This is a genomic window from Aurantimonas coralicida DSM 14790 (assembly GCF_000421645.1).
Taxonomy (GTDB): Bacteria; Pseudomonadota; Alphaproteobacteria; order Rhizobiales; family Rhizobiaceae; genus Aurantimonas; species Aurantimonas coralicida.
Genome location: NZ_ATXK01000001.1, coordinates 476,605 through 500,145, shown reverse-complemented (window position 1 = coordinate 500,145; position 23,541 = coordinate 476,605). Strand labels below are relative to the sequence as shown.

15 protein-coding genes and 1 pseudogene are annotated in these 23,541 nt (G+C 66.6%); 6 read left to right on the top strand and 10 right to left on the bottom strand.

What is annotated here, in order from left to right; translation table 11 throughout:
* Positions 1–253 precede the first annotated feature (253 nt).
* Positions 254–1,024 (top strand): histidinol-phosphatase, encoded by a 771-nt coding sequence (gene hisN, locus H536_RS0102350; RefSeq protein ID WP_024348936.1) that lies wholly within the window; start codon positions 254–256, stop codon positions 1,022–1,024.
* A 57-nt stretch (positions 1,025–1,081) separates the two neighbouring features.
* Here the strand turns inward: hisN and H536_RS0102345 are convergent, their stop codons facing one another.
* Together H536_RS0102345 and H536_RS24220 are read right to left on the bottom strand one after the other, a co-directional pair.
* Positions 1,082–2,056 (bottom strand): alpha/beta fold hydrolase, encoded by a 975-nt coding sequence (locus H536_RS0102345; RefSeq protein WP_024348935.1) that lies wholly within the window; start codon positions 2,054–2,056, stop codon positions 1,082–1,084.
* A 133-nt stretch (positions 2,057–2,189) separates the two neighbouring features.
* Positions 2,190–2,651 (bottom strand): hypothetical protein, encoded by a 462-nt coding sequence (locus H536_RS24220; RefSeq protein WP_155898357.1) that lies wholly within the window; start codon positions 2,649–2,651, stop codon positions 2,190–2,192.
* Positions 2,652–2,683: 32 nt separating this feature from the next.
* On the opposite strand from H536_RS24220, the gene H536_RS0102340 reads away from it, so the two are divergent.
* A complete protein-coding gene (locus H536_RS0102340) occupies positions 2,684–3,151 on the top strand; it encodes an Hsp20 family protein (protein ID WP_024348934.1) in 468 nt (155 codons plus the stop codon).
* Positions 3,152–3,235: 84 nt separating this feature from the next.
* On the opposite strand, the gene H536_RS24215 is transcribed toward H536_RS0102340, so the two are convergent.
* The 3 genes from H536_RS24215 to H536_RS0102325 all read right to left on the bottom strand — a co-directional run bounded on the left by H536_RS24215 (position 3,236) and on the right by H536_RS0102325 (position 6,831).
* Positions 3,236–4,939 (bottom strand): hypothetical protein, encoded by a 1,704-nt coding sequence (locus H536_RS24215; RefSeq protein WP_155898356.1) that lies wholly within the window; start codon positions 4,937–4,939, stop codon positions 3,236–3,238.
* A gap of 261 nt (positions 4,940–5,200) precedes the next feature.
* Positions 5,201–5,425 carry a ribosome modulation factor gene (locus tag H536_RS22330; protein ID WP_024348933.1) on the bottom strand — a complete coding sequence of 75 codons (225 nt, stop codon included), beginning with the start codon at positions 5,423–5,425 and terminating at the stop codon, positions 5,201–5,203.
* A gap of 356 nt (positions 5,426–5,781) precedes the next feature.
* Positions 5,782–6,831 carry a threonine aldolase family protein gene (locus H536_RS0102325; RefSeq protein WP_024348932.1) on the bottom strand — a complete coding sequence of 350 codons (1,050 nt, stop codon included), beginning with the start codon at positions 6,829–6,831 and terminating at the stop codon, positions 5,782–5,784.
* A 611-nt stretch (positions 6,832–7,442) separates the two neighbouring features.
* On the opposite strand from H536_RS0102325, the pseudogene gltB reads away from it, so the two are divergent.
* Positions 7,443–12,068 (top strand): annotated as a pseudogene (gltB, locus tag H536_RS0102320) (glutamate synthase large subunit); the annotation flags it as partial.
* Positions 12,069–12,184: 116 nt separating this feature from the next.
* Complete coding sequence (locus H536_RS0102315) at positions 12,185–13,639, top strand: glutamate synthase subunit beta (RefSeq protein ID WP_024348930.1); 1,455 nt, start codon at positions 12,185–12,187, stop codon at positions 13,637–13,639.
* Positions 13,640–14,499: 860 nt separating this feature from the next.
* Here the strand turns inward: H536_RS0102315 and H536_RS0102310 are convergent.
* On the bottom strand, positions 14,500–15,891 hold the full coding sequence (locus H536_RS0102310; RefSeq protein ID WP_024348929.1) for an SGNH/GDSL hydrolase family protein: 1,392 nt from the start codon (positions 15,889–15,891) through the stop codon (positions 14,500–14,502).
* Between the two features lie 35 nt (positions 15,892–15,926).
* The gene (locus tag H536_RS0102305; protein ID WP_024348928.1) at positions 15,927–17,156 is read right to left on the bottom strand and encodes a lytic murein transglycosylase; all 1,230 of its coding nucleotides are present in this window, start codon (positions 17,154–17,156) and stop codon (positions 15,927–15,929) included.
* Positions 17,157–17,396: 240 nt separating this feature from the next.
* On the opposite strand from H536_RS0102305, the gene galU reads away from it, so the two are divergent.
* Positions 17,397–18,302: a UTP--glucose-1-phosphate uridylyltransferase GalU gene (galU, locus tag H536_RS0102300; RefSeq protein ID WP_024348927.1), complete on the top strand. Its 906-nt coding sequence runs from the start codon at positions 17,397–17,399 to the stop codon at positions 18,300–18,302.
* 698 nt (positions 18,303–19,000) lie between these two features.
* Here galU and H536_RS25315 read toward each other — a convergent pair.
* Positions 19,001–20,788 (bottom strand): outer membrane beta-barrel protein, encoded by a 1,788-nt coding sequence (locus tag H536_RS25315; RefSeq protein ID WP_024348925.1) that lies wholly within the window; start codon positions 20,786–20,788, stop codon positions 19,001–19,003.
* A 244-nt stretch (positions 20,789–21,032) separates the two neighbouring features.
* Between H536_RS25315 and H536_RS0102285 the strand changes: the two genes are divergently transcribed.
* On the top strand, positions 21,033–22,016 hold the full coding sequence (locus H536_RS0102285; RefSeq protein WP_029702596.1) for a KpsF/GutQ family sugar-phosphate isomerase: 984 nt from the start codon (positions 21,033–21,035) through the stop codon (positions 22,014–22,016).
* A gap of 15 nt (positions 22,017–22,031) precedes the next feature.
* On the opposite strand, the gene H536_RS0102280 is transcribed toward H536_RS0102285, so the two are convergent.
* Positions 22,032–22,478: an NfeD family protein gene (locus H536_RS0102280; protein WP_029702595.1), complete on the bottom strand. Its 447-nt coding sequence runs from the start codon at positions 22,476–22,478 to the stop codon at positions 22,032–22,034.
* 5 nt (positions 22,479–22,483) lie between these two features.
* On the bottom strand, positions 22,484–23,491 hold the full coding sequence (locus H536_RS0102275) for an SPFH domain-containing protein (protein WP_024348922.1): 1,008 nt from the start codon (positions 23,489–23,491) through the stop codon (positions 22,484–22,486).
* Positions 23,492–23,541 lie beyond the last annotated feature (50 nt).

The following is a 23,541-nucleotide window of genomic DNA, read 5'->3' as shown; positions in this document are numbered from 1 at the left end:
AAACGCCCGTAAGGGCCGCGGTACATCAGCACCGCAAGATCAAGATATGCTGCACTGCGACAGGACGCAAGCGGAATCTGCATGGAAATCGTGCAGAAAAGCTTGGCGCCACATATTGAGGCATATGCGGCGGCCGCCGATGGCCGGAGGCGCAGGGGAAACGCCGCGTGGCGCGCATTCACCGGTCGCCCGGCCCTTGGCGATCCGCTAGGATCGGAATCCTCGTGATCTCAGTGGGTTCTTCGCGCGCATGATTCTTCCCGACGTCTCCTTCCTGTTCGAACTCGCCGATGCGGCGGATGCCGAGACGCTGCCGCGGTTTCGCGCCGGCACGGCCGTGGACAACAAGCGCGCGGCGGATTTCGACCCGGTGACGGAAGCCGACCGGGCGGCCGAACGGGCGATCCTTTCGGCGATCGCGGCGCGCTATCCGGACCATGCGGTGCTCGGCGAGGAATTCGGCGCCAGCGGCACCAGCGACCGGCTGTGGGTGATCGATCCGATCGACGGCACCCGCGCCTTCATCTCCGGCGTGCCGGTGTGGGGCACGCTGATCGGCTATTGCGAATCGGGCCGGGCGCGGGTCGGCATCATGTCGCAGCCCTTCACGGGCGAGCGCTTCGTCGCCGATGGCGAGGCGTCGTGGGGCCTGCATCGCGGAACGCGCACGCGGCTCGCCGTGCGCGACGTGCGCCGGCTGGAGGAGGCGACCCTGTTCACCACCTCGCCGCGGCTGTTCGAGCCGAAGGGGACGCCGCCCTTCGAGGCGCTGGAGGCCAAGGCGCGGCTGACGCGCTTCGGCACCGATTGCTACGCCTTCTGCATGCTGGCGGCGGGGCAGGTGGATCTGGTGGTGGAGACCGGGCTGAAGCCCTACGACATCGTCGCGCTGGTGCCGATCATCGAGCAGGCCGGCGGCATCATCACACGGCTCGACGGCGGGCGGCCGGAATCGGGCGGCGACATCGTCGCGGCGGGAACGCCGGAACTGCACGCGGCGGCGCTGGCGATGCTCAACCGCTGACGGCTGGGCCATCCCGACGCGAGCCGGGATCTGCGCCGTAAGGCATCGTGGTCCGGCTCAGTCGAGGGGCAGGGCGCCGGCGGTGAAGGATTCGAACGCCTCCATGAAGGGGGCGCGGAAGCGGTCGGCCTCCTGCAGCAATTCGTGCCGGGCGAAGGGAATGGTCAGGCTGGAGCCCGAGCGCATGCGCCAGGCCAGCCGCTCGGCGGCGCGGCTGTCGACGACGGCATCCTGGCCGGCGGTAACGATGAGGGTGGGCACGCCCAGCCGGGCGATATTGTCGGAATCCTCCAGCCGGCGCATGGCGCCGGTGACCGCCGCCAGCCACGACACGGTCGGCTTGCCGAGGAACAGCCACGGCGCCGCCTCGGCGAGCGCGGCGTTGCGGGCCAGGCGCTTGGGATCGCTGCTGAGGGCGGGGCTGGCGGCGCGGATGCGCCGGCCGGGCAGCAGCGACGGGGCGACCGGCAGCCGGCCGAGGCCGAGCCAGCGACCGAGCCGGGCGAGACGATGCAGGCCCCTTGTGCCGATGGCGCGGTTCGCCGGGAAGGCGACCAGCGGCGCGCTGAGCACCATGCGCTCGATGCTGTTGACGAGGCGCGGTGCGGCGGTGAGCGCGACGAGGCCGCCCATGGAATGGGCGAGGATGACGAAGGGGCCGCGGCAGTCGGGCAGGGCGACGTCCTGGATGAAGGCTTCCAGGTCGTTCACATAGGCGCCGAAGCGGCGGACATAGCCGCGGCGGCGATCGCGCAGCATGCGTTCCGAGCCGCCCTGGCCGCGCCAGTCGAAGGTGGCGACCATGTAGCCGCGGCGATTGAGCTCGCCGATGGTCTCGAAATATTTCTCGATATTCTCGTTGCGGCCCTGCAGCAGGATGACGGTGCCGCGGGTGCGCTCCAGCGCCGAAGGCGAGACCGCATAGCGCAGGCGCTTGCCGTCGGGGGCGCGGAAAGTCGAGGCGGTGATGCCGGCGGGCGCCGGATTGGCCTCGGTGACGACGAGTTCGTCCGGATTGAAGGCTTCGTTCATGTCGTATCCGCTTCGCCCGGGACCGGCCGTTCTGCTGGCAATCCGGCGGCCATGGCCGTTGCGCGCTTTTAGTGGCCGGGGCCGGGCGGGTCAAAGCCTTCCGCGCCGGCGGCCAGCCGGAGTGGCGGCGGCGTCAGACCCGGAAGGCCGGGGTGTGAAGCTGGCGGCGAGGCAGCGGGACAGGGGTGGGAAGGGGATCGACCGGAAGCCCTTTGACAGGCTTCCGGCCGGAGCGGCCACAGCGGAAGGGACGGGACGCTGCGACCGTTTGGCGGGCCGCCCGATGTCTCGTGGGCGGCTGAAATCTGACGCCACATTGCACCAGGGCAGATGAACGGTCGCGGAAGGCGGCATTCATCTGCGGTTCAGGCAGGCCCGCCGGAAAACCATGCACGATCAGAGCGTTGGGCAGCCTGTCGGGATGGCACGCCTGCGACGCGCGCGGGAGGGCGGGCTCAAGAAAAATCTGCAAGGCCGGCTTGCGGGCGCTCTTGAACAGCAAAAATCGCGCCATTATTTTTGTCATGCGGTCGCCGAGACGGGGCCGCACGCCGGGCTGCATCGCCAATTCGGGATGCGTGCCGGGCGACTTCACGCAAACCTCGTTGCTTCTGAATGGAGAACATCATGCGTCATGTCGATTTTGCCCCCCTCTATCGTTCCACCGTCGGTTTCGACCGGCTGTTCTCGCTGCTCGACAGCCAGACGCTCTCCGACAACGGCCAGACCTATCCGCCCTACAACATCGAGCGCACCGGCGAGAACGCCTATCGCGTGACGCTCGCCGTCGCCGGCTTCGGTGACGAGGAACTGTCGATCGAGGCACGCGAGAACGTGCTGACGGTCAAGGGCGAGAAGGCCGAGAGCCAGGAGAGCGAGACGTTCGAGACGCTCTATCGCGGCATTGCCGGCCGCGCCTTCGAGCGCCGCTTCCAGCTGGCCGAATATGTCGAGGTGAAGGGCGCCGCCCTGAAGAACGGCCTCCTGCATATCGACCTCGTGCGGGTGATCCCGGAGGCGATGAAGCCGCGCCGGATCGCCATCAACACGGCCGACAATGTCAACGAGAAGCAGATCGAGGCGAACGCCGCCTGATCAGCGTACACTCGGAACGGGAAGAGAGCGGCGCCGGAAACGGCGCCGTTTTTGTTTGTGGAGTATATAGGCATATCGCGATTGCTAATCGCGGCGGTCGATATCCCCACTATCCATCTCGATACGCCTTAACTCCTCTCGAGTCTGTGCCAGACGTAGTTCGAGTTCGGCTTTATGAAGTTGCGCCTTCGTAAGGATGGCTTGGTTGTCTTCCATGGTCGCGGTAACCGCGCTAAAAGTAGAGTTGGATCCTTCTTCGCGCAATAAATCCGCTACGCACTGGTGTAGATCCATGTCCGAGCCATGGGGGCTGAACGAAACAATCTCACGTGCAGCATCAATTTTGGGCGCCACTGTAATCAGAGTGCAGCTAACTAAGCGTGCGTCGTATCGGCTTTGTTGGATTCTGTTTTCAGCACCATAGGAATCGTTCTGAGCACGTCCGGTAAGGGCGGTTTGCGTGTTCACTGTACCATCTATCCGGATCGCTGCGATTGGAGTTTCGTGCCAGTCGGTCTGCAAAACAACCTCGGCATCATTCACTGCGCGCATACCTAGTTCCCGCATAGCGCGACCGGTAGCCAGAGCAATCGACATCCAAATCAAAGCGCTCGATGTCGTCGCCAGTTCAAAGCGATCAAACTGGAGCATGTTTTGAAGGGAAGATGGTAACAGAAAGAATAGTGGGACAATTGTCCCTGCCAATACGAATACTACCCCGGTCCAAATTCGGATTCGGGCTTCGCCCGAAACGGGGTTTTTGGCGGCCTTCGATTCATTTTCAATCAATAGGTCAACGAAGAAGCTGCTTTGATCAACGAATCCGTCCCGCGAATCATCTGTCCCATGTGTTCTGACCCGGGCCTGCTTTAGCCTTATCGCGAGTTCAGATTTTAGGACCGAGAGGAATTGCGCGGGTGTGGCGTTAGTAGTGAGATTTCGTAGCATCTCAGTTGACTTGCTTGCGTCTGGTTTCTTTCGTGGTGCAAGCGCCCGTGCAAACCGTAGATCCATCAGGACGCTTATGATGCCGATGCCCAGCAGAGCCAAGACCAGAAGCAAGCTCGGTATGCCAAACGCGCGACCAAAATTCGCTGCGAGTTGTTCCGCCGTCGCTAACACAACCTCAATGCGACCACTGAGAAACAGAACCAGCCCCACCAGAACAACGAATGCCATCACCGCCCATAGCAAGCCTTTAAGCAGAGGCTGGATAGCCCGCTGCATTGGAAGGCGTAAGCTGTGCTGTAACGCAACAAATGCCCTTGGCGTGTGCCGACCATGACGGCCGAGCATGGCTCGATCTTCCTGTGTTAAACGGGCGTTTTGGAAATCCTCGGACATGAGGAGTTCGTTGACTTTACCGATTGGGGGGAGAGCACCCGGTACATCTGCTTCGACGTCGTCACGAGGGCCTAATGCCCATGCACCTCGCATCAGATAGGCGCTGGTGAGTTTGGCTATGCGCAACCAAACGAAGACAAACAACAATGGTGCAAGAACGGCAGCCGCCATCGACATCGCGATGGCAACGTTGGCAGCAAGAGCGCTGACCTCAAAGCGACCGACCATATCGTTAATTGCTAGCGTTGCGAGATATTGACCGATAACCTCGACGGCTTCCTTTAGGCCTCGATTTAAGATCACCGAATAGAGATCGAAACCAGACTGAAGAGCTAGGCGACCAAATGCGATCGCTGAAAATGCGAGAGATAGAGCTAGGCCGATGCCAAGGCTAAGTTCAGCGATTTGGACTGGTCGTGGGCGAGGTGTGGCGGATAAGGTCATTGGAAGCTTTTCGTTTGCTGGAGAAGCGTTGAAAAGCTATCTTATCGCCAGACAATCTATCGTTTTTGTAAAGCGACCAAAGCCCGTTGCGCTTAGTCTCAGCTGTCCCGCGAAACGCTTTAGCGACACCAACGTATGATTGGATATTACGGCGAGAAACTCTCTGAGCACGCGAGCTCCGCTCGCTTCGTTCAGACGCTTTGCACAAAAAAACGCGACGGCCGGGGCCGTCGCGCGCTCGCTCGTTTCTGCCCGGCCGCGTCAGGATTCGTGGGGGGCGTCGTGGCGGCCGAGATTGGTGGCGGTGCGGGCGTCCTTCATCATGCCGGCATGCTGGCCGGTGCCCGTCGGCGCCGCGTTGCGGGCCGTGGTCCAGCCCTCCATCCACGCGGCGCGCAGGGATGAGCCGGCCGGATATTCGCAGGACGACATCGGGAAATTGTTGCGGAAAGCGAGTTCGCCCTGATGAAACGCGTCTGTGGACATGACGTTCTCCTCTGGCTGTGAACCTACGCTACGGAAATCCCGTGCGCGGTCAACCGTTCCGAAGAAAGATGTCCATCGGCCCGATCGGTCCGGGGCGAGCGCGCCCCGGCCGGCCAGAGGGTCGGCAAAGGCCGGTTAAGACCAGTCAGGGGTCCGTCGAGGGCCAGTCCCGGGCGACCGTTGCAGGCCGGTCAGGGGCTCTATCGAAGGCTGGTCAGGGGCCAGTCAGGGGGGGGCGTCGAAGGCAAGTCGGTTCCCTGTCTGTCGAAGGGCCGATTTGCGGCTGACGGGAGTCAGTTGGGACTTCATCGGACGCCGATCGGCCGTCGCTCGGGCGACCGATCGGGGGGGGCGGATTAGGCCAGGAGTTCGCAGAAGCGGTCGACCTCGTCGGGGGTCGTCGACCAGCTCGTGACGAGGCGGACGAGATGCTCGTCGTCGCCGACGATGTCGTGGAAGCCGTGCGGCGGGTTCCAGTCGTAGAAGACCGCGCCGCGGGCCCTCAGCGCCTCGGCCCGGTCGGCCTTGAGGATGGCGAAGCTCTCATTGGTGTGGGTCGGCCAGGCCTGGCGGGCCTGGTTGCTGGCGTCGAGGCCGGCGCGCAGGCGGTCGGCCATGCGGTTGGCATGACTGCCGAGCTCGAGCCAGAGATCGTTCTCCAGATAGGCCATGAACTGGGCCGCCACGAAGCGCGTCTTGGAGAAGAGCTGGGCGCCGCGCTTGCGGATATAGGGGAACTGGCTGGCCTTGGCGGGATCGAAGAAGACCACGGCCTCGGCGCACCAGCAGCCGTTCTTGGTGGCGCCGAAGGACAGGATGTCGACGCCGCGCTTCCAGGTCATCTCAGCCGGAGTCATGCCGGTGGCGGCCAGACCGTTGGCAAAGCGCGCGCCGTCCATGTGGAGCGCGAGATTGCGGTCATGGGCGATCTTCGCGATCGTCTCGATCTCGTCGCCGCTGTAGAGCGTGCCGGCCTCGCCGGGCTGGCTGATGGTCACGGCCATGGGCTGGCCGGCATGGACGAAGTCCGGCTTGAAGCGGGCAATTTCGCGCTTCAGATTGTCCGGGTCGATCTTGCCGTCGGGGCCGTCGATCGGCGCCATGCGGGCGCCATGGGTGAAGAATTCCGGTGCGCCGCACTCGTCCTCGATGACGTGGGCCTCGCGGTGGCACAGGACGACGCCGCCCGGCCGGTTGACCGCGGCGAAGGCGAGGGAGTTGGCGGCGGTGCCGGTGCCCACGAAGAACACCGCGACCTCGCGCTCGAACAATTCGTCGAAGCGGCGCTCGACGCGCTTGTCGAGATCGCTCGCGCCATAGGCGGCGGCCATGCCGGCGCCGTGGGCGGTGAGGGCTGCATTGATCGCCGGATGGGCGCCGGACCAGTTATCGGAAGCAAAGATCATGGCGGGCAGTTATAATGCGCCGCGGCCAAGGGCAAGCGGGACGCGGCGCGGATCTCCCATGCGCTGCGGGCATGCGGGGGCGGTTGCCGGGCGCGTTCTTTGCAGTCGAGGCGGGTCGTTCAGGGACCAGCGCGCGGACCGGCGCATGCTGAATCCGCGTGGGGCCGGCGAGGGGGCGCTGCCGGGGGTGGCCTTGTGGCGTGGCACCGCTTCTGTCATATTACGGCCGATAGGACAGTGATGCTGCCATAAATCGGCTGGTGAAAAAGCGCGATCTGGCACGATGGCGCGCGGAAAAGACGCGCCCGGGTTCTATCCTGACGCCAGCGGTCATGCGAAAAGCCGGCGGAAACGAGACATTGTCGCTCGGGTTCGGCCCGGACGCCTGAGGGAGCTTCTCCTGAACCAGGCGGACGGCGCGGGACCGGAGCCAAGGTTGCGCCTGAAACGGCGCGACAAGATGCGCGGCCGGAAACGGCGGCGCGACGACGGGAGACGACGCGATGACGAAGCTGACGCCATCCAACGCCGGGACCTTCGAGACCAGCCTCTCGAACGACACCGCCGCCGCGACCATCGGTGCCGCGATCAAGCCGCGCACCATGCCGGAGAAGATCGGCCTCTACGATCCGCGCAACGAGCACGATGCCTGCGGCGTCGGCTTCATCGCGCATATGAAGAACCAGAAGTCCCACTCGATCGTCGAGAAGGGCCTGCAGATCCTCGAAAACCTGACCCATCGCGGCGCCGTGGGCGCCGATCCGCTGATGGGCGACGGCGCCGGCATGCTGGTGCAGATCCCGGACCGGCTGTACCGCGAGGAGATGGCCGGCCAGGGCATCGAGCTGCCGGCCGCCGGCCAGTACGGCGTCGGCCACGTCTTCATGCCGCAGGACGCCGAGAAGCGCCGCCATATCGAGGCGGTGTTCGAGGAGGTCGTGCGCGAGGAAGGCCAGACGATCCTCGGCTGGCGCGACGTGCCGGTGGACAATTCCCAGCTCTCCAAGGCGCCGGAGATCCTGGCGACCGAGCCGGTGCACCGTCAGGTCTTCATCGGCCGGGCGCCGACGCTGACCAGCGACGACGAGTTCGAGCGGCGGCTGTTCATCCTGCGCAAGGTCGTGTCGAACCGCGTCCATGTGGAGACGGAAGGCCGCGACATCGGCTTCTATGTCGTGTCGCTGTCGGCCCGCACCATCGTCTACAAGGGCATGTTCCTGGCCTACCAGCTCGGCGCCTATTACGCCGATTTGACCGATCCGCGCTTCGAGAGCGCGCTGGCCCTGGTGCATCAGCGCTTCTCGACCAACACCTTCCCGTCCTGGAAGCTCGCCCATCCCTACCGGATGGTCGCCCATAACGGCGAGATCAACACGCTGCGCGGCAACGTCAACTGGATGGCGGCGCGCCAGGCCTCGGTCGATTCGGAACTGTTCGGCAACGACATCTCCAAGCTGTGGCCGATCTCCTACGAGGGCCAGTCCGACACCGCCTGCTTCGACAACGCGCTCGAATTCCTGACCGAGGGCGGCTATCCGCTGTCCCACGCCATGATGATGCTGATCCCGGAAGCCTGGGCCGGCAACAAGCAGATGCCGAAGGACACCCAGGCCTTCTACGAGTATCACGCCGCGCTGATGGAGCCGTGGGACGGCCCCGCCGCCGTCGCCTTCACCGACGGCCGCCAGATCGGCGCGACGCTGGACCGCAACGGCCTGCGCCCGGCCCGCTACATCGTCACCGACGACGATCTGGTGATCCTGGCGTCGGAAGCCGGCACGCTGCCGGTGGACGAGGCGCGCATCGTCAAGAAGTGGCGGCTGCAGCCGGGCCGCATGCTGCTGATCGACCTGGAGAAGGGCGGCATCGTCTCCGACGAGGACATCAAGCGCGAGACGGCGTCGGCCAACCCCTATGGCGAGTGGCTGAAGAACACCCAGATCATCCTGGAGAACCTGAAGCCGGTGGCGCCGCGCGCCTCGCGCTCGGACGTCTCGCTGCTCGATCGCGAGCAGGCCTTCGGCTACACGCTGGAGGACACCCGCACGCTGATGGCGCCGATGGCCACCACCGGCCAGGAAGCGATCGGCTCGATGGGCACCGACACGCCGATCTCGGCGATGTCGTCGTCGTCGAAGCTGCTCTACACCTATTTCAAGCAGAACTTCGCCCAGGTCACCAACCCGCCGATCGATCCGATCCGCGAGGAACTGGTGATGAGCCTCGTCTCCTTCATCGGGCCGCGGCCGAACATTTTCGACCTCGAGGGCTCCTCGCGCCGCAAGCGGCTGGAGGTGCGCCAGCCGATCCTGACCAATGGCGATCTGGAAAAGATCCGCAACATCGGTCACACCGAGGACCGGTTCGACACCAAGACCATCGACATGACCTATGCGGCGGAAGCCGGCGCGGCGGGCATGGCGGGTGCGGTGGAGCGTCTGTGCGAGCGCGCCGAGGCTGCGGTCGCGGGCGGCTACAACATCATCATCCTGTCGGATCGGCAGGTCGGCCCGGATCGTATCCCGATCCCGGCGCTGCTGGCCTGTGCGGCGGTGCATCACCACCTGATCCGCAAGGGCCTGCGCACCGCCGCCGGCCTGGTGGTGGAATCGGGCGAGCCGCGCGAGGTGCATCACTTCGCGTGCCTCGCGGGCTACGGCGCCGAGGCGATCAACCCGTATCTGGCCTTCGACACGCTGCTCGACATGCACCGGCGCAAGGAATTCCCGCCGGAGGTCGACGCCAACGAGGTGGTGACCCGCTACATCAAGTCGGTGGGCAAGGGCCTTTTGAAGGTCATGTCCAAGATGGGCATCTCGACCTACCAGTCCTATTGCGGCGCGCAGATCTTCGACGCGGTCGGCCTGCAGTCGGAATTCGTCGAGCGCTACTTCACCGGTACGGCGACGACCATCGAGGGCGTCGGCCTGGAAGAGGTCGCCCGCGAGACGGCCGAGCGCCATGCCCGCGCCTTCTCCGACGATCCGATCCTGCAGCGCTCGCTCGATATCGGCGGTGAGTATGTCTACCGCATGCGCGGCGAGACCCACATGTGGTCGCCGGATGCGGTGGCGACGCTGCAACACGCCGTGCGCACCGATTCCTGGGAGAAGTACCAGGACTACGCCAAGATGGTGAACGAGGCGGCGGTCGAGAGCTCGACCATTCGCGGCCTGTTCCACATCAAGATGGCCGAGGAAGCCGGCCGCACGCCGGTGCCGCTGGACGAGGTCGAGTCGGCCAAGGACATCGTCAAGCGCTTCTGCACCGGCGCCATGTCCTTCGGCTCGATCTCCCGCGAGGCGCATACGACGCTGGCACGGGCGATGAACCAGATCGGCGGCAAGTCGAACACCGGCGAGGGCGGCGAGGAATCGGACCGCTTCCTGCCGCTGAGCGACGGCACGCCCAATCCCGAGCGTTCGGCGATCAAGCAGATCGCGTCGGGCCGCTTCGGCGTGACGACGGAATATCTCGTCAATGCCGACATGCTGCAGATCAAGGTCGCGCAGGGCGCCAAGCCCGGCGAGGGCGGCCAGCTGCCCGGCCACAAGGTCGACGCGACCATCGCTAAGACACGGCATTCGACGCCGGGCGTCGGCCTGATCTCGCCGCCGCCGCATCACGACATCTATTCGATCGAGGATCTGGCGCAGCTCATCTACGATCTGAAGAACGTCAATCCGGCGGCCGACATCTCGGTCAAGCTGGTGTCGGAAGTCGGCGTCGGCACGGTCGCGGCGGGTGTCGCCAAGGCGCGCGCCGACCACATCATCGTGTCGGGCTATGACGGCGGCACCGGCGCTTCGCCGATGACCTCGATCAAGCATGCCGGCAGCCCGTGGGAGATGGGTCTCGCCGAGACCCAGCAGACGCTGGTGATGAACGGCCTGCGCGACCGCGTCTGCCTGCAGGTCGACGGCGGCCTGCGGACCGGCCGCGACGTCATCGTCGGGGCGCTTCTGGGCGCCGACGAGTTCGGCTTCTCGACGGCGCCGCTGATCGCCGCCGGCTGCATCATGATGCGCAAGTGCCATCTGAACACCTGCCCGGTCGGCGTCGCCACCCAGGACCCGGTGCTGCGCAAGCGCTTCAAGGGCGCCCCGGAGCACGTGATCAACTACTTCTTCTATGTCGCGGAAGAGGTGCGGATGATCATGGCGGAGATGGGCGTTCGGACCATGGCCGAGCTGGTCGGCCAGTCGCAGCTGCTCGAGAAGAAGCCGATGATCGAGCACTGGAAGGCGCGCGGCCTCGACTTCTCCAAGGTGTTCTACAAGCCCGATGCCGCGCCCGAGGCAGTGCGCTGGACGAAGCTGCAGGAGCACCCGATCGTCGACATTCTCGACCGCAAGCTGATCGCCGAGGCCGAGCCCGCCCTGTCGGCGCGCCAGCCGGTGACCATCGAGACGCCGATCTCCAACGTCGACCGCTCGACCGGCGCGATGCTGTCGGGCGAGGTGGCCAAGCGCTACGGGCTGAAGGGCCTGCGCGACGACACCATCACGGTGAAGCTGACCGGCACCGCCGGCCAGAGCTTCGGGGCGTTCCTTGCCCGCGGCATCACCTTCGAGCTGACCGGCGACGGCAACGACTATGTCGGCAAGGGCTTGTCGGGCGGCCGCATCGTGGTGCGCCCGCGCGAGGACACCCGCATCGTGCCGGAGGAGTCGATCATCATCGGCAACACGGTGCTCTACGGGGCGATCTCGGGCGAGTGCTATTTCCGCGGCGTCGCGGGCGAGCGTTTCGCCGTGCGCAATTCGGGCGCCGTGGCGGTGGTCGAGGGCGTCGGCGACCATGGCTGCGAGTACATGACCGGCGGTGTCGTCGTCATTCTCGGCGAGACCGGCCGCAACTTCGCGGCCGGCATGTCGGGCGGCGTGGCGTATGTCTATGACGCGGTCGGCGACTTCGCCGAGCGCTGCAACATGGCCATGGTCGATCTGGAGCCGGTTCCGGAAGAGGACGACATCATGGAGAAGCTGCACCACCATGGCGGCGACCTCCAGTACAAGGGCCGGGTCGACCTGTCCTCGGACATGACCAGCCACGACGGCGAGCGGCTGTTCCAGCTGATCTCCAACCATCACCACTATACCGGCTCGCGCCGGGCGGCGGAGATGCTGGAGAACTGGGAGGAGCACCGGCCGAAATTCGTCAAGGTCATGCCGGTCGAATACCGCCGCGCGCTGCAGGAGATGGAGCGCATGCGGCTCGGCGTTGCCGCCGAGTGATCCACCGCGATGCGCTGCGTGGCTGATGTGCCGCGCGGCGCCGGTGGGCCCTTTGGGCTGGACGTCGAGCATTGGGTGCGGCACTGAAGCCCGCACAAGAGACTGTTGGAGTGGGTATGGGTAAGGTCACCGGATTTCTCGAGATCGATCGGCAGACGCAGAAGTATCAGCCGGCATCCGATCGAATCCGCCATTTTCGCGAGTTCACCCTGCCGATGTCCGACGCGGAAGTCGGCAAGCAGGCGGCACGCTGCATGGATTGCGGCATCCCCTATTGCCACGGGCCGACGGGCTGCCCGGTGCACAACCAGATCCCGGACTGGAACGACCTGGTCTATTCCGGCGACTGGGAGACGGCGGCCCGCAACCTGCATTCGACCAACAACTTCCCCGAGTTCACCGGCCGCATCTGCCCGGCGCCCTGCGAGGAAGCCTGCACGCTGAACCTGGAAGACACGCCGGTCGCCATCAAGACCGTCGAGCAGGCGATCGCCGACAAGGCCTACGCGCTGGGCCTGATCCGGCCGCAGCCGGCCAAGCAGCAGACCGGCAAGACGGTGGCGGTGATCGGCTCGGGCCCGGCGGGCCTTGCCGCAGCGCAGCAGCTCGGCCGCGCTGGCCATGCGGTGCATGTCTATGAGCGCGAGACCCGCCCCGGCGGCCTGCTGCGCTACGGCATTCCCGACTTCAAGATGGAAAAGCACTGGATCGACCGCCGCGTCGAGCAGATGGAAGGCGAGGGCGTCACCTTCTTCTGCGGCGTCAATGTCGGCGTCGACAAGACCGTCGAGGAACTGCGCGCCAGCTACGACGCCGTCCTGTTCTGCGGCGGCTCCGAGCGGCCACGCGACAGCGGCATTCCGCATGACGGCCTGTCCGGCGTCTACGACGCGATGCCGTATCTGGTGCAGCAGAACCGCCGGGTCGGCAGCGAGCCGGTCGAGAGCGTCGGCTGGCCGTGCGAGGAGATCTGGGCCGGCGGCAAGCATGTCGTCGTGGTCGGCGGCGGCGACACCGCCTCGGACTGCGTCGGCACGGCGTTCCGCCAGGGCGCCGTCAAGGTAACCCAGCTCGACATCCGGCCGCAGCCGCCCAAGACCGAGAACAAGCTGGAAGTCTGGCCCTACTGGGCGACCAAGATGCGCACCTCGTCGAGCCAGGCCGAGGGCGCGATCCGCGAGTTCCAGATCGCCACGCTGGAATTCGTCGGCGAGGACGGTGTCCTGACCGGCGTGAAATGCGCCCAGGTGGACGAGGCCCGCAAGCCGATCGCCGGCACGGAATTCGTCATCAAGGCCGATCTCGCCTTCATCGCCATCGGCTTTGCCGGCCCGTCCGAGACCGGCTTCATGAGTGATGTCGGCGAGGCGCTGCGCACCAACACCGACCGCCGCGGCAATGTCTCCATCGCCGCCGACGATCTCGGCTACCTGACCTCGGTCGACAAGCTCTACGCCGCCGGCGACAGCCGCCGCGGCCAGTCGCTGGTGGTCTGGGCGATCCGCGAAGGCCGCCAGGCGGCCCGCGCCATCGATCTCGACCTGATGGGCGCCACGACGCTGCCGCGGTAGGGCGGCGCGGGCGGCGATGCGTCGTCGCCCGGCGATTGGCGCCTGAGGGAGCGGATGGCGCCAAGGGCGAGGCATGGGTCCTCGGGTCGGAGCCCGAGGATGACGACCTTGATGAAAGGCGTCGCTCATCGCCGCCGTTGTGCTGCTGCGGATGCGGCTGGAGAGAGGGGCGCGGCTACCTCCGTGCTACCCGCGCCACGCGTTCGCTGCAGGGAGTGTCACGCCCTCTGCGCGCGTCCAAAGCCCGTGTCCGCGTGTCCGCACCACGCTTCATCCTTCGCGATGCGGTCCTGCGTGTCGGCGCACCTCTCCGCGCTCTACACCATGCTTCATCCCTGCCGATGCGACGCTGCAAGTTGGCGCGCTGCCCCCTCCGCGCGTCATCCTCGGGCTTGACCCGAGGACCCATGCCAAACCGTTGGGATGACCGCAGCGGTGGCGGTTGGCGGCTGCGGCGCGTTGGGTGGTTTGTCGTTGGCCGAGCGGACGGCGCGGGTGGCGAGGCATGGGTCCTCGGGTCGGAGCCCGAGGATGACGACCTTGATGAAAGGCGTCGCTCATCGCCGCCGTCGTGCTGCTGCGGATGCGGCTGGAGAGAGGGGCGCGGCTACCTCCGTGCTATCTCGCGCGACGCGTACGCTGGAGGGGACGCCCTCGCTGACGGAAGTGTCACGCCCTCTGCGCGTCCACAGGCCCTCTCCGCGCGTCAACATCAGCCTTCATCCCTACCGATGCGACGCTGCAAGTTGGCGTGCTGCCTCCTCCGCGCGTCATCCTCGGGTCGGAGCCCGAGGATGACGACCTCGATAGGTGGAAGCGGCTTGTCGCCCACGGTTGCAGGCGAGCGCGGCCGCGATCGTTTATCCCTGCGGCGTTGTTCCGCTGGCGGCGTCGTTGGAGCGGGACCAGTCCTCGATGATGGCGTCGAGGATGGAGGGCATTTCCTCCGGTGGCTCGATGCCGTCGTTTTCGCGCAGCTTGTTGAGATCGAGGGAGCCGCGATAGGCGATGGGCGGGCCGCCCGGCGAGACGGCGGCGCGTTTCTCGTTCCAGGCGAAGTCGTCGGCGCGGCCGGCGATGTTGCCGGTGCTGTTGCCGTTGAGGACGAGCCGGTCGCGTGGCGAGGGCTCCAGCGAGAAGCCCTGGACGGCGCCGGCACCCAGCAGCCGGTCGGCGCCGTCGAGGGAGGGATCGTCGAGGGCGACCGGCGCGGCGTTGACGGCGTTGGCGGCGTTGCTGATCGGCGGCAGCTGCATGTTGGGCAGCTGTTCCTCGCTCAGCGAGAAGGCAGTGCCGGGCGCCGCCGGGTTGCGCAGGCGCTTGGTGATGGCGCGCTCGGCGAAGAAGGCCAGCTTGTCGGCGCCGTCGCCGGTCATGGTGATGCCGTCGGAGCCGCGCAGCTGCACTTTCTGGCCGCTGACGCCGGGGCCGGAATAGACGAAGCCGCCATTGGCGTCGACGAAGCCGTCCCAGACATCGACGAACTCGCCGGAGACGCTGGCGACGCCCTTGCTGTAGAGATCGTTGAGGAAGATCATGTCCTCGCTCATGCGATCGAACTTGAAGGACGGCACGCCGACCCAGACGAGGGGGACGCCCTTCTCCTTGACCGTGCCGGCAATGGCGGCGATCCGCTTCTGGTACTCGGCGACCCAGGCGTCGGAACGCAGCGAGGCGCTGCCGCTGCCGGTGTCGATCTGCTGGCGGTCGTTGGAGCCGATCATCACGACGACGACGGCCGGCTTCTCCTCCTCCATGATCGGACCGAGACTGGTCCGCCAGTTGTAGTAATCCTCGCGCACGAGGCCGGAGGAGCCGTTGGCGCGGGCCTTCACCTTGACGTCGGCATTGTCGGCATAGACGTCGGACAGGCCCTTGGCGAGGCTGTCGGCCATGAAGTCGCCGACGACGAGGACGGTCTGGGCGGTGTCGTTCTTGTCCGGCGCGGCGGCAGCTGCTGCGGCGGGCGCACGCGACGGGCTCGTGCGCTTGGAGGACGAGGAGGAGCGCGAGCGGCGGGTGCGCTGCTTGCGCGGAGCGGCACGCTTGCGAATGACGCGGCGCGGCGGCGCGGCCTCCCGGGTCTGGTTGCCGAACAGCATTTCCAGGACGGTGCGCGGACGCTGCTGGGCGTAGGCCGCCGATTGCGGCACGACCGCCGTGACGAAAACGGCAATGGCCGCCAGCGCGGCGACCATCATCCTGGCGAGCCAGCCCCTTGCGGGGCTGCTGCCGTGTCGAGCTCCCGTCATCGGGGTCTCCGTTCTCTCGTTTGCGCCGCGGCCCGTCAGTTGCGCCGCAGGAAGTCGAGCAGCGCCTTGGAGGCGTTGCCATCCTGGGCGAGACCGGCCCGACCCTGCAACGCCATGATCGCCGATTTCGATCCGTCGCCGATCTTACCATCGATCTTGCCGTCATACAGCCCGCGCGAGGCGAGGTGCTTCTGCAGCTCGTAACGCTCGTTGGTGGAGAGCGGCGTGTAGCCGCGCGGCCAGTCGCGATAGAGGCCGTGATAGCCGGCGATCTGGTCGGCCAGAAGCCCGACGGCGAGGGCGTATTTGTCGGAATTGTTGTAGTTCTTGAGGACGAAGAAGTTCTTCGACATCAGGAAGGCCGGACCGCTGTCGCCGGCCAGCCGGACCAGGTTGGCGCGGTCTGACGGATAGGCGAAGCCGCTGCCATTGGGCCGCGAGAAGCCGAGGCCCTGCCACTGCGACAGGCTGCGATTGTCGCGCTCCAGCTTGCCGCGATACTGGCTCGGCACCTCGACCTCGTAGCCCCAGGTCTTGCCGGTCTGCCAGCCATTCTTGCGCAGGAGGTTGGCGGCGGTGGCCAGCGCGTCGGGGATCGAGCCCCAGATGTTGGGATGGCCGTCGCCGTCGATGTCCGCCGCATAGGCGAGGTAGCTGGTCGGGATGAACTGGGTGTGGCCCATGGCGCCGGCCCAGGAGCTGGTGAGGTCGCCCGGCGCGATGTGGCCGGCCTGGACGATCTTCAGCGCCGCGATGAGCTGCTGGCGGGCGAACTTGGCCCGGCGCTTGTCGAGATAGGCAAGGGTGGCCAGCGAGCGCGGCAGGTTCTTCATGACGTCGTCGCGGGCGAGGATGGCGCCGTAATTGGTCTCCATCGACCAGATCGCCAGAAGAATGTTGCGATCGACGCCGAAGCGCTTCTCGATCCGGTCGAGCCAGTCCTTGTATTTGGCCGCCATCTGGCGACCCTTGGCAACCTGCTCGTCATTGACGCGGTTGTCGAGATAGTCCCAGACGGTGGAGCGGAATTCGGGCTGGTAGCGGGCCTTCTCGATGACGTCGGGGTCGGGGGAGGTGACGCCCTTGAAGGCGGCCCGGTAGACGTTGCGGCTGACGCCGTTGGAAGCGGCGACGGACTCGAAATCGGCGATCCAGCGCTGGAAACCGGCATCGGCCGAGGCCGGCGCTGCCGCAAGGAACGACAGCAACAGGGCCATGATGACCGAGCCCAGCCAGCTCTGCCGGATTGCGGACGCTCGTTGCATATGTCTTCTCCTCAGATAGGGTCGCTGTGCGAAGCGGCAGACTAGAAGCATCTCGTTAAGCGATCGTTCACCAAGACGGCGCATGGGCAGCCGATCTCGATACGCCGGGCCGGGCGATCTGGCCGAACCGACTTATGCCGCTATTTCGGGGCGAAATGGCGGCAATGTGCCGACTGTCACAGGACGGTGAGCACGCGCGTGATAGCGTCAGAAATCCAGTTTGATGAGGACGGTGCAAGGATGAAGAAAGTCAGAAAAGCGGTGTTTCCGGTGGCCGGTCTCGGCACGCGGTTCCTGCCTGCGACGAAGGCGATCCCCAAGGAGATGCTGACGGTCGTCGACCGGCCGGTGATCCAGTATGTGGTCGACGAGGCGCGGGAAGCCGGCATCGAGCATCTGATCTTCGTCACGGGACGCAACAAGGGCGTCATCGAGGACTATTTCGACATCCAGGTGGAGCTGTCGAACACGCTGGCGGAGCGCGGCAAGACGGCCGAACTCGACCTTCTGGACCGGCTGCAGCCCACCCCCGGCACGGCCAGCTTCACCCGCCAGCAGGCGCCGCTCGGCCTCGGCCACGCTGTGTGGTGCGCGCGCGACCTCGTGGGAGACGAGCCCTTTGCGCTGCTCCTGCCGGACATGATCATGCAGGCCGAGAAGGGGTGCCTCGCCGAAATGGTGCGGCTTTACGAGGAGACCGGCGGCAACATCGTGTCCGTCGAGCAGTGCGACCCGCAGGAGACCGACAAATACGGCATCGTCGGGCGCGGCGAAGACGTCGGCTCGGGCTTCCGCCTCGACGGCATGGTGGAGAAGCCGAAGCCGGCCGAGGCGCCGTCGAACTACTACATTTCAGGCCGCTACATCCTGCAGCCGCAGATCTTCGACATCCTGGAGACCCAGGAGAAGGGTGCCGGCAACGAGATCCAGCTGACCGACGGCATGCTGAAGCTGGCCGACCAGCAGGATTTCTACGCCTATCCGTTCCACGGCCGCACCTTCGACTGCGGCTCGAAGGAAGGCTTCATCGAGGCGAATGTCGCCTTTGCCCTGTGGCGCCCGGACATCCGCGACAAGGTGATCGGCAACATGGAACGGCTGATGGACACGGTAAAGCCGAAGGACGCGGCGAAGGCCGCCGAATAGCGGCTTAGCAGAGACGGTAAAGCGCGCCGGCGGCGTTGCCCTGAGGGGCGGCCGCCGGCGTCTTTGTGTGGGGCGGGGGCGCTAGGTGGGGGGCGCGGCGCGGCGCCGTCGAAGCCCAACGCTAGGCGGCCAAGCCGTATCGCCGGTAGGGGAAAAAACGAAAATCGTACGAGTTCGTTTGCTGTTCGGACAACCAGCGTTCACTTGATCAAGCAGACATGCTGATACTGTCTGCTCCTGACCTATAGACGTGAGTCATCGCTCGCTCCCGTCATCTGAAAGTGAAGGCGGGCGCGAGAGCGCTAGGAGCGGGTGGTCTCTCGATCGCGCACTTTCCAAACAATCCAGTTTCCAATACGCAGCTCCCGCTCGCGCTCCACAATACGGACGCGCTTCCGCGCGACCCGACGAGGGGCGGAGTACCAGAAACTAAGGAAATTGACCGTAAGGGTAAGCGCGCTGATCAAGAGGCCGACCTGCACCCAGGAATCTGGGGACATAAAGGCCGGTTTTCATCCGATCATAAAAAAACCCGGCAGAGCCGGGCGGAAATTGGCGCGGTTCGGCACCAAGGTTTATGACATGTCAGAACCCTCGGCCGCTGTCAACATCTCTCATCGGCAACGCCTCGCAAAGTGGCGAACGTCTGCGATGGTTCGAAACCCGCCCGTGTCTTCACCCGCCTCAGGCCTCTTCCCCTACCGCTGCAGTTTCATGCTGATGCGGAGGGTGTCGGAGCCGTAATCGCCCGTGCCGTCGTCGGTGTAGAGCTGGCGGTGGGTGTAGAGGCCGGTGACGGCGAAGCCGCGGTGCAGCCAGTAGGTGAAACCGGCCTCGCCGGTCAGGAGGGTCTCGTCGTCGCCGGGGATGGTGGAATTGCTGAATTCCGCCAGCGCCGTCGCGGTTAGTTCGGTGCGCGTGTCGAGGGCATGGCGCAGGCCCAGCGAGCCCTCATAGGCGACGATGGTGGAGCGGCCGGAGCTTTCGGGCTCAAAGCGGGTCCGCAGGGCGGTGGTGACCTCGGTGCCGCGCTGCGGCGACCAGACGAGGCTGGCGTCCAGCGTGGGGGCGCTGGTCGCCTCGCCGCGATCGTCGTCGGGACGGTTCCAGGCATAGCCGAGGGCGATTTCGCCGCGCAGCTTCTCGGTGACATCGAGGGCGACGCCACCGCGCAGCGCCGGCAGCAGGGCGTCGCGGTCGAAGGTCCCGTCGGCTTCCTCGCCGGGCGCATCGAAGAGCCGGCGGCCGAGGCTTGCCTCGACGAAGGGCGTGACGGCGGGCGAGATCTCGTAGCCGGTGCGCAAGGTCGCGGTGAGGGTGGTGTAGTCCTGGTCGATGGCGCCGGCCGGCAGGTCGGCATAGGCGGTGCGCGCGAGCGTGCCCGTGCCGCTGACGACGAGGCGGCCGAAGCGGCGTTCGAGCTGACCGGAGAGGGACCCCTGCAGGCGGTCGGCCTGGTCGGTGCCGACGAAGCTGTCGGAGATGTCGACGGTGTCCTCGCGGGCATAGTCGATGGCGCCGCGCAGCGTGGCGGTGGTCATGCGGTCGAGATCGAGGCGCAGGCGCCCGTCGAGGGCGGCGCGCGGGTCTTCGGGCGTGTCGCCGGCGAAGTTGCGGCGATAGGTGAGGCTGCCGTTGAGCTCGGCTTCGTGGCGGGACCAGTCGGACAGGAGCCGGGCCGAGATCGTCGTTTCCGAGAAGATGCCGCTCTCGCCATCGACCGCATCGTCGATATTGGTCGAGGCGCCGAGGGTCTGGATCAGCTCGGGATAGAGCATGAAGCGGCCGGCGCGCACGCCGAGCGGGGCGAAGGGATCGGCGTCGCTGGTGGCGACCGGCGCGCGCTCGGGGGTGATGACGGTCCGGCTGGTGCGCAGCGGGCTGTCGACGGCGGGCGCCTCGTCGGCGATGCCGGCGGCCAGCGGCGGATTGCGGGGCGCGACGGCGGGGACCGCACTCGCCGGTCCGCCGGCGCTGGGCCGGGCCGAGAAGGCCGGTGCGTCGCGCGGATCTTCGGCGAGGGTCTCGTCCGCGACGTCGGCCGCCTCGGGCTCGGGATCGAAGCTCCGGACGGGCGCTGCCGGGCGGCTGGTGGCGGCGCGGCCCTGCGGCGCGGCAGCGGGGCCGCTGAAGAGATCGAACTCCGGTGACGACGCGCCGTCGGTCTCGGTGGCGTCGCGCGGATCGGGCGGCAGGGTGCCGGCATCGGTCCCGGCCGGACCGCGGCGATCGTCGCCCGGCGTGCCGCCGGATTGCTCCAGCCGGTCGATGAGGGACGGGTCGATGCGGGTGCCGCGGGTCAGCGGCGCGGCCCTCAGATCATAGGGGTCGAAGGCTTGCGGGGCGGCCGGGCGGGCGTCGTCGGTGCGCAGTTCCGGGAACAGCGGTAGCTGCGCCGACTGGGCGAGGGCAGGGCGGGCGATCGGCAGACCCGGCAGGCCGACGCCGATGCCGGCCGCGCCCAGAAGGGCGGTGGCGGCGATCATGCGTGCGGATCGACGGGGGATGGACGGCATCTCGGTTTGCCTGCGCTCTCATTGCCCGCGCCTTCTTCGCGCCGGTTGCGAAAGCGTAAATTTTCATGGTTAAGGATTCGTTGATATTTTCCGCGGGGCCCCGCAACACCGGGGTTTGCGCGTCACATGCCTTGTTTTGGCCGGACCGAACTGGTCATTGGTCGCCACATCTTGCAACAAAACAGTGATTCCCCGCGTCGTGATCGCCCAATCCATGCCCCAGCCCACCGCCTCGAAACCCGGTTCGCAGTCGGCGGTTCGCACCGTCACCACCGAGGCGGACGGCCTGCGCGCGCTGGCGGCGCTGCTCGAGGCCGAGATGGCCGAGCCGTTCGAGCGGGTGCTGGACCTGATCGCGGGCATCACCGGCCGGCTGATCATCACCGGCGTCGGCAAGAGCGGCCATATCGGCGCGAAGATCGCCGCGACCTTCGCCTCGACCGGCACGCCGGCCTTCTTCGTGCATCCGTCGGAAGCCAATCACGGCGATCTCGGCATGATCGGCCGTGACGACGCGGTGCTGGCCATGTCCTGGTCCGGCGAGACGACGGAGCTGAAGGGCATCGTCGCCTATACGCGGCGCTTCAAGCTGCCGCTGATCGCCATGACCTCGCGGCCGGGCTCGACGCTGGCACGCGAAGCGGATGTGGCGCTGCTCCTGCCGCGGGTGGCCGAAGCCTGTCCGCACGGCCTGGCGCCGACCTCCTCGACGACGCTGCAGGCAGCGCTCGGCGACGCGCTGGCGGTGGCGCTTCTGGAGCGGCGTGGCTTCACGCCGGGCGACTTCCACGTCTTCCATCCCGGCGGGCAGCTGGGCGCCAGCCTCGTCCATGTCGGCGACCTGATGCATGTCGGCGAGGCGCTGCCGCTGGTGGCCTCCGGCACGACCATGGCCGAGGCGATCATCGTGATGTCGCGCAAGAGCTTCGGCTGTGCGGCGGTGGTCGATGCGGGCGGCTGCCTGATCGGCATCGTCACCGACGGCGATCTGCGCCGTCACCTCGGCCCGGATCTCCTGGCCGAGACGGTGGACACGGTGATGACCGCCAACCCCAAGACGATCACGCCGGAGACCCTGGCCGCCAAGGCGCTGGAGATCGTCAATTCGTCCAACATCACGGCGCTGATGGTGGTGCGCGACCGGCGTCCGGTCGGCATCGTCCACATGCACGACCTGTTGCGGATCGGCGTCGCCTGACGAGCCCGCCCGTCCTCAGGGCGCGGGTTCGACCACCAGCACCGAGCCGTCCGCGCCGGTGATCCGGACATGGCCGCCGGCCGGCATGTCCGGGCCGGTGACGCTCCACCAGCTGTCCTCGATCGCGATCCGGCCACGGCCGTCGACGATCGGCTCGGTCAGGACGGCCTGACGGCCGACCAGCCGGGCCGTGCGCCTGTTCAGCCGCTCGCCATCGCCGGCGACGCTCTTGTTGCCGTACCAGCGGCGGCCAAGCAGCGCCGCGGCAACGGACAGGATGACGAAGGCGATGATCTGCTGCTCCCAGCCGAACCAGCCGGTGCCGAGGAAGAAGACGTTCATCCCGACGATCAGCGCGGCGATGCCGAAGAACAGCAGGTAGACGCCGGGCGCGGCGACCTCGAGGGCGAGCAGCACGAGGCCGAGGATCCACCAGCCGTAATCGATCAGAACCTCAGGCATGTCGGTCAGCCCTCACTGCCGCCATAGGGCGCGGTGGGAACCCGCGTGCGCGACTTGCCGGCGGTGGGGCCGGCCTGGGGCCGCGCCCCGGCGGTGGCGTCGTCGCCGAAGGTCGCCCGGGCGAGTTCGCCGATGCCGGCGATGGAGCCGATCAGCGACGAGGCCTCCAGCGGCATCAGGACGACGCGCTGGTTGGGCGCGGAGGCAAGCTTCCCCAGCGCCTCGGTGTATTTCTGGGCGACGAAGTAGTTGATCGCCTGGACGTCGCCGGCGGCGATGGCGTCGGAGACCAGCCGGGTGGCGGTGGCTTCGGCCTCGGCCAGGCGCTCGCGGCCCTCGGCCTCGCGATAGGCGGCGTCGCGGCGGCCCTCGGCCTGCAGGATCTGCGACTGCTTCTCGCCCTCGGCGCGCAGGATCGCGGCGTTGCGCGAGCCTTCGGCCTCGAGGATCTCGGCCCGCTTCTCGCGCTCGGCCATCATCTGCCGGGCCATGGAATCGACGAGGTTCTTGGGCGGGTTGATGTCCTTGATCTCGATGCGGGTGATCTTGATGCCCCAGCTGTTGGCGGCCTGATCGACGACCCGCAGGATCTTCTCGGAGATCGCGTCGCGGTTGGACAGGAGGTCGTCGAGATCCATCGAGCCCATGACCGAGCGCAGATTGGTCATCACCAGATTGAGGATGGCGTTCTCCAGCCCGGACACCTCGTAGGCGGCGGCGGCGGCGTCCAGCACCTGGTAGAAGGCGACGCCGTCGGCGGCGACCGAGGCGTTGTCGCGGGTGATCACCTCCTGGGTCGGCACGTCCAGCACCTGCTCCATCATGTTGAGCTTGCGGCCGACGCGCTCGATGAAGGGCACGATGATGTTGAGGCCGGGGGTGAGCGTGCGGGTGTAGCGGCCAAAATTCTCGACCGTGTAATTGTAGCCCTGCGGGACGATCTTGATCGTCGACAGGAGGACGAGCACCGCGACGAACAGCACGACGAGGACAAGGATGCCCGTTCCCGACAGGAAATCGCCTGCGAACATGAAAAACCTCCGCTGCCGTGACCGTCCCGCAT

Bases quoted from the DNA above. Each gene is read 5' to 3' on its own strand.
- H536_RS0102280 (WP_029702595.1), bottom strand. From the start codon at position 22,478: ATGCCTGAGGTTCTGATCGATTACGGCTGGTGGATCCTCGGCCTCGTG.
- H536_RS24215 (WP_155898356.1), bottom strand. From the start codon at position 4,939: ATGACCTTATCCGCCACACCTCGCCCACGACCAGTCCAAATCGCTGAA.
- H536_RS0102285 (WP_029702596.1), top strand. From the start codon at position 21,033: ATGCCCCAGCCCACCGCCTCGAAACCCGGTTCGCAGTCGGCGGTTCGC.
- galU (WP_024348927.1), top strand. From the start codon at position 17,397: ATGAAGAAAGTCAGAAAAGCGGTGTTTCCGGTGGCCGGTCTCGGCACG.
- H536_RS25315 (WP_024348925.1), bottom strand. From the start codon at position 20,788: ATGATCGCCGCCACCGCCCTTCTGGGCGCGGCCGGCATCGGCGTCGGC.
- H536_RS0102345 (WP_024348935.1), bottom strand. From the start codon at position 2,056: ATGAACGAAGCCTTCAATCCGGACGAACTCGTCGTCACCGAGGCCAAT.
- H536_RS22330 (WP_024348933.1), bottom strand. From the start codon at position 5,425: ATGTCCACAGACGCGTTTCATCAGGGCGAACTCGCTTTCCGCAACAAT.
- H536_RS0102325 (WP_024348932.1), bottom strand. From the start codon at position 6,831: ATGATCTTTGCTTCCGATAACTGGTCCGGCGCCCATCCGGCGATCAAT.
- H536_RS0102315 (WP_024348930.1), top strand. From the start codon at position 12,185: ATGGGTAAGGTCACCGGATTTCTCGAGATCGATCGGCAGACGCAGAAG.
- H536_RS0102310 (WP_024348929.1), bottom strand. From the start codon at position 15,891: ATGACGGGAGCTCGACACGGCAGCAGCCCCGCAAGGGGCTGGCTCGCC.
- H536_RS0102305 (WP_024348928.1), bottom strand. From the start codon at position 17,156: ATGCAACGAGCGTCCGCAATCCGGCAGAGCTGGCTGGGCTCGGTCATC.
- H536_RS0102340 (WP_024348934.1), top strand. From the start codon at position 2,684: ATGCGTCATGTCGATTTTGCCCCCCTCTATCGTTCCACCGTCGGTTTC.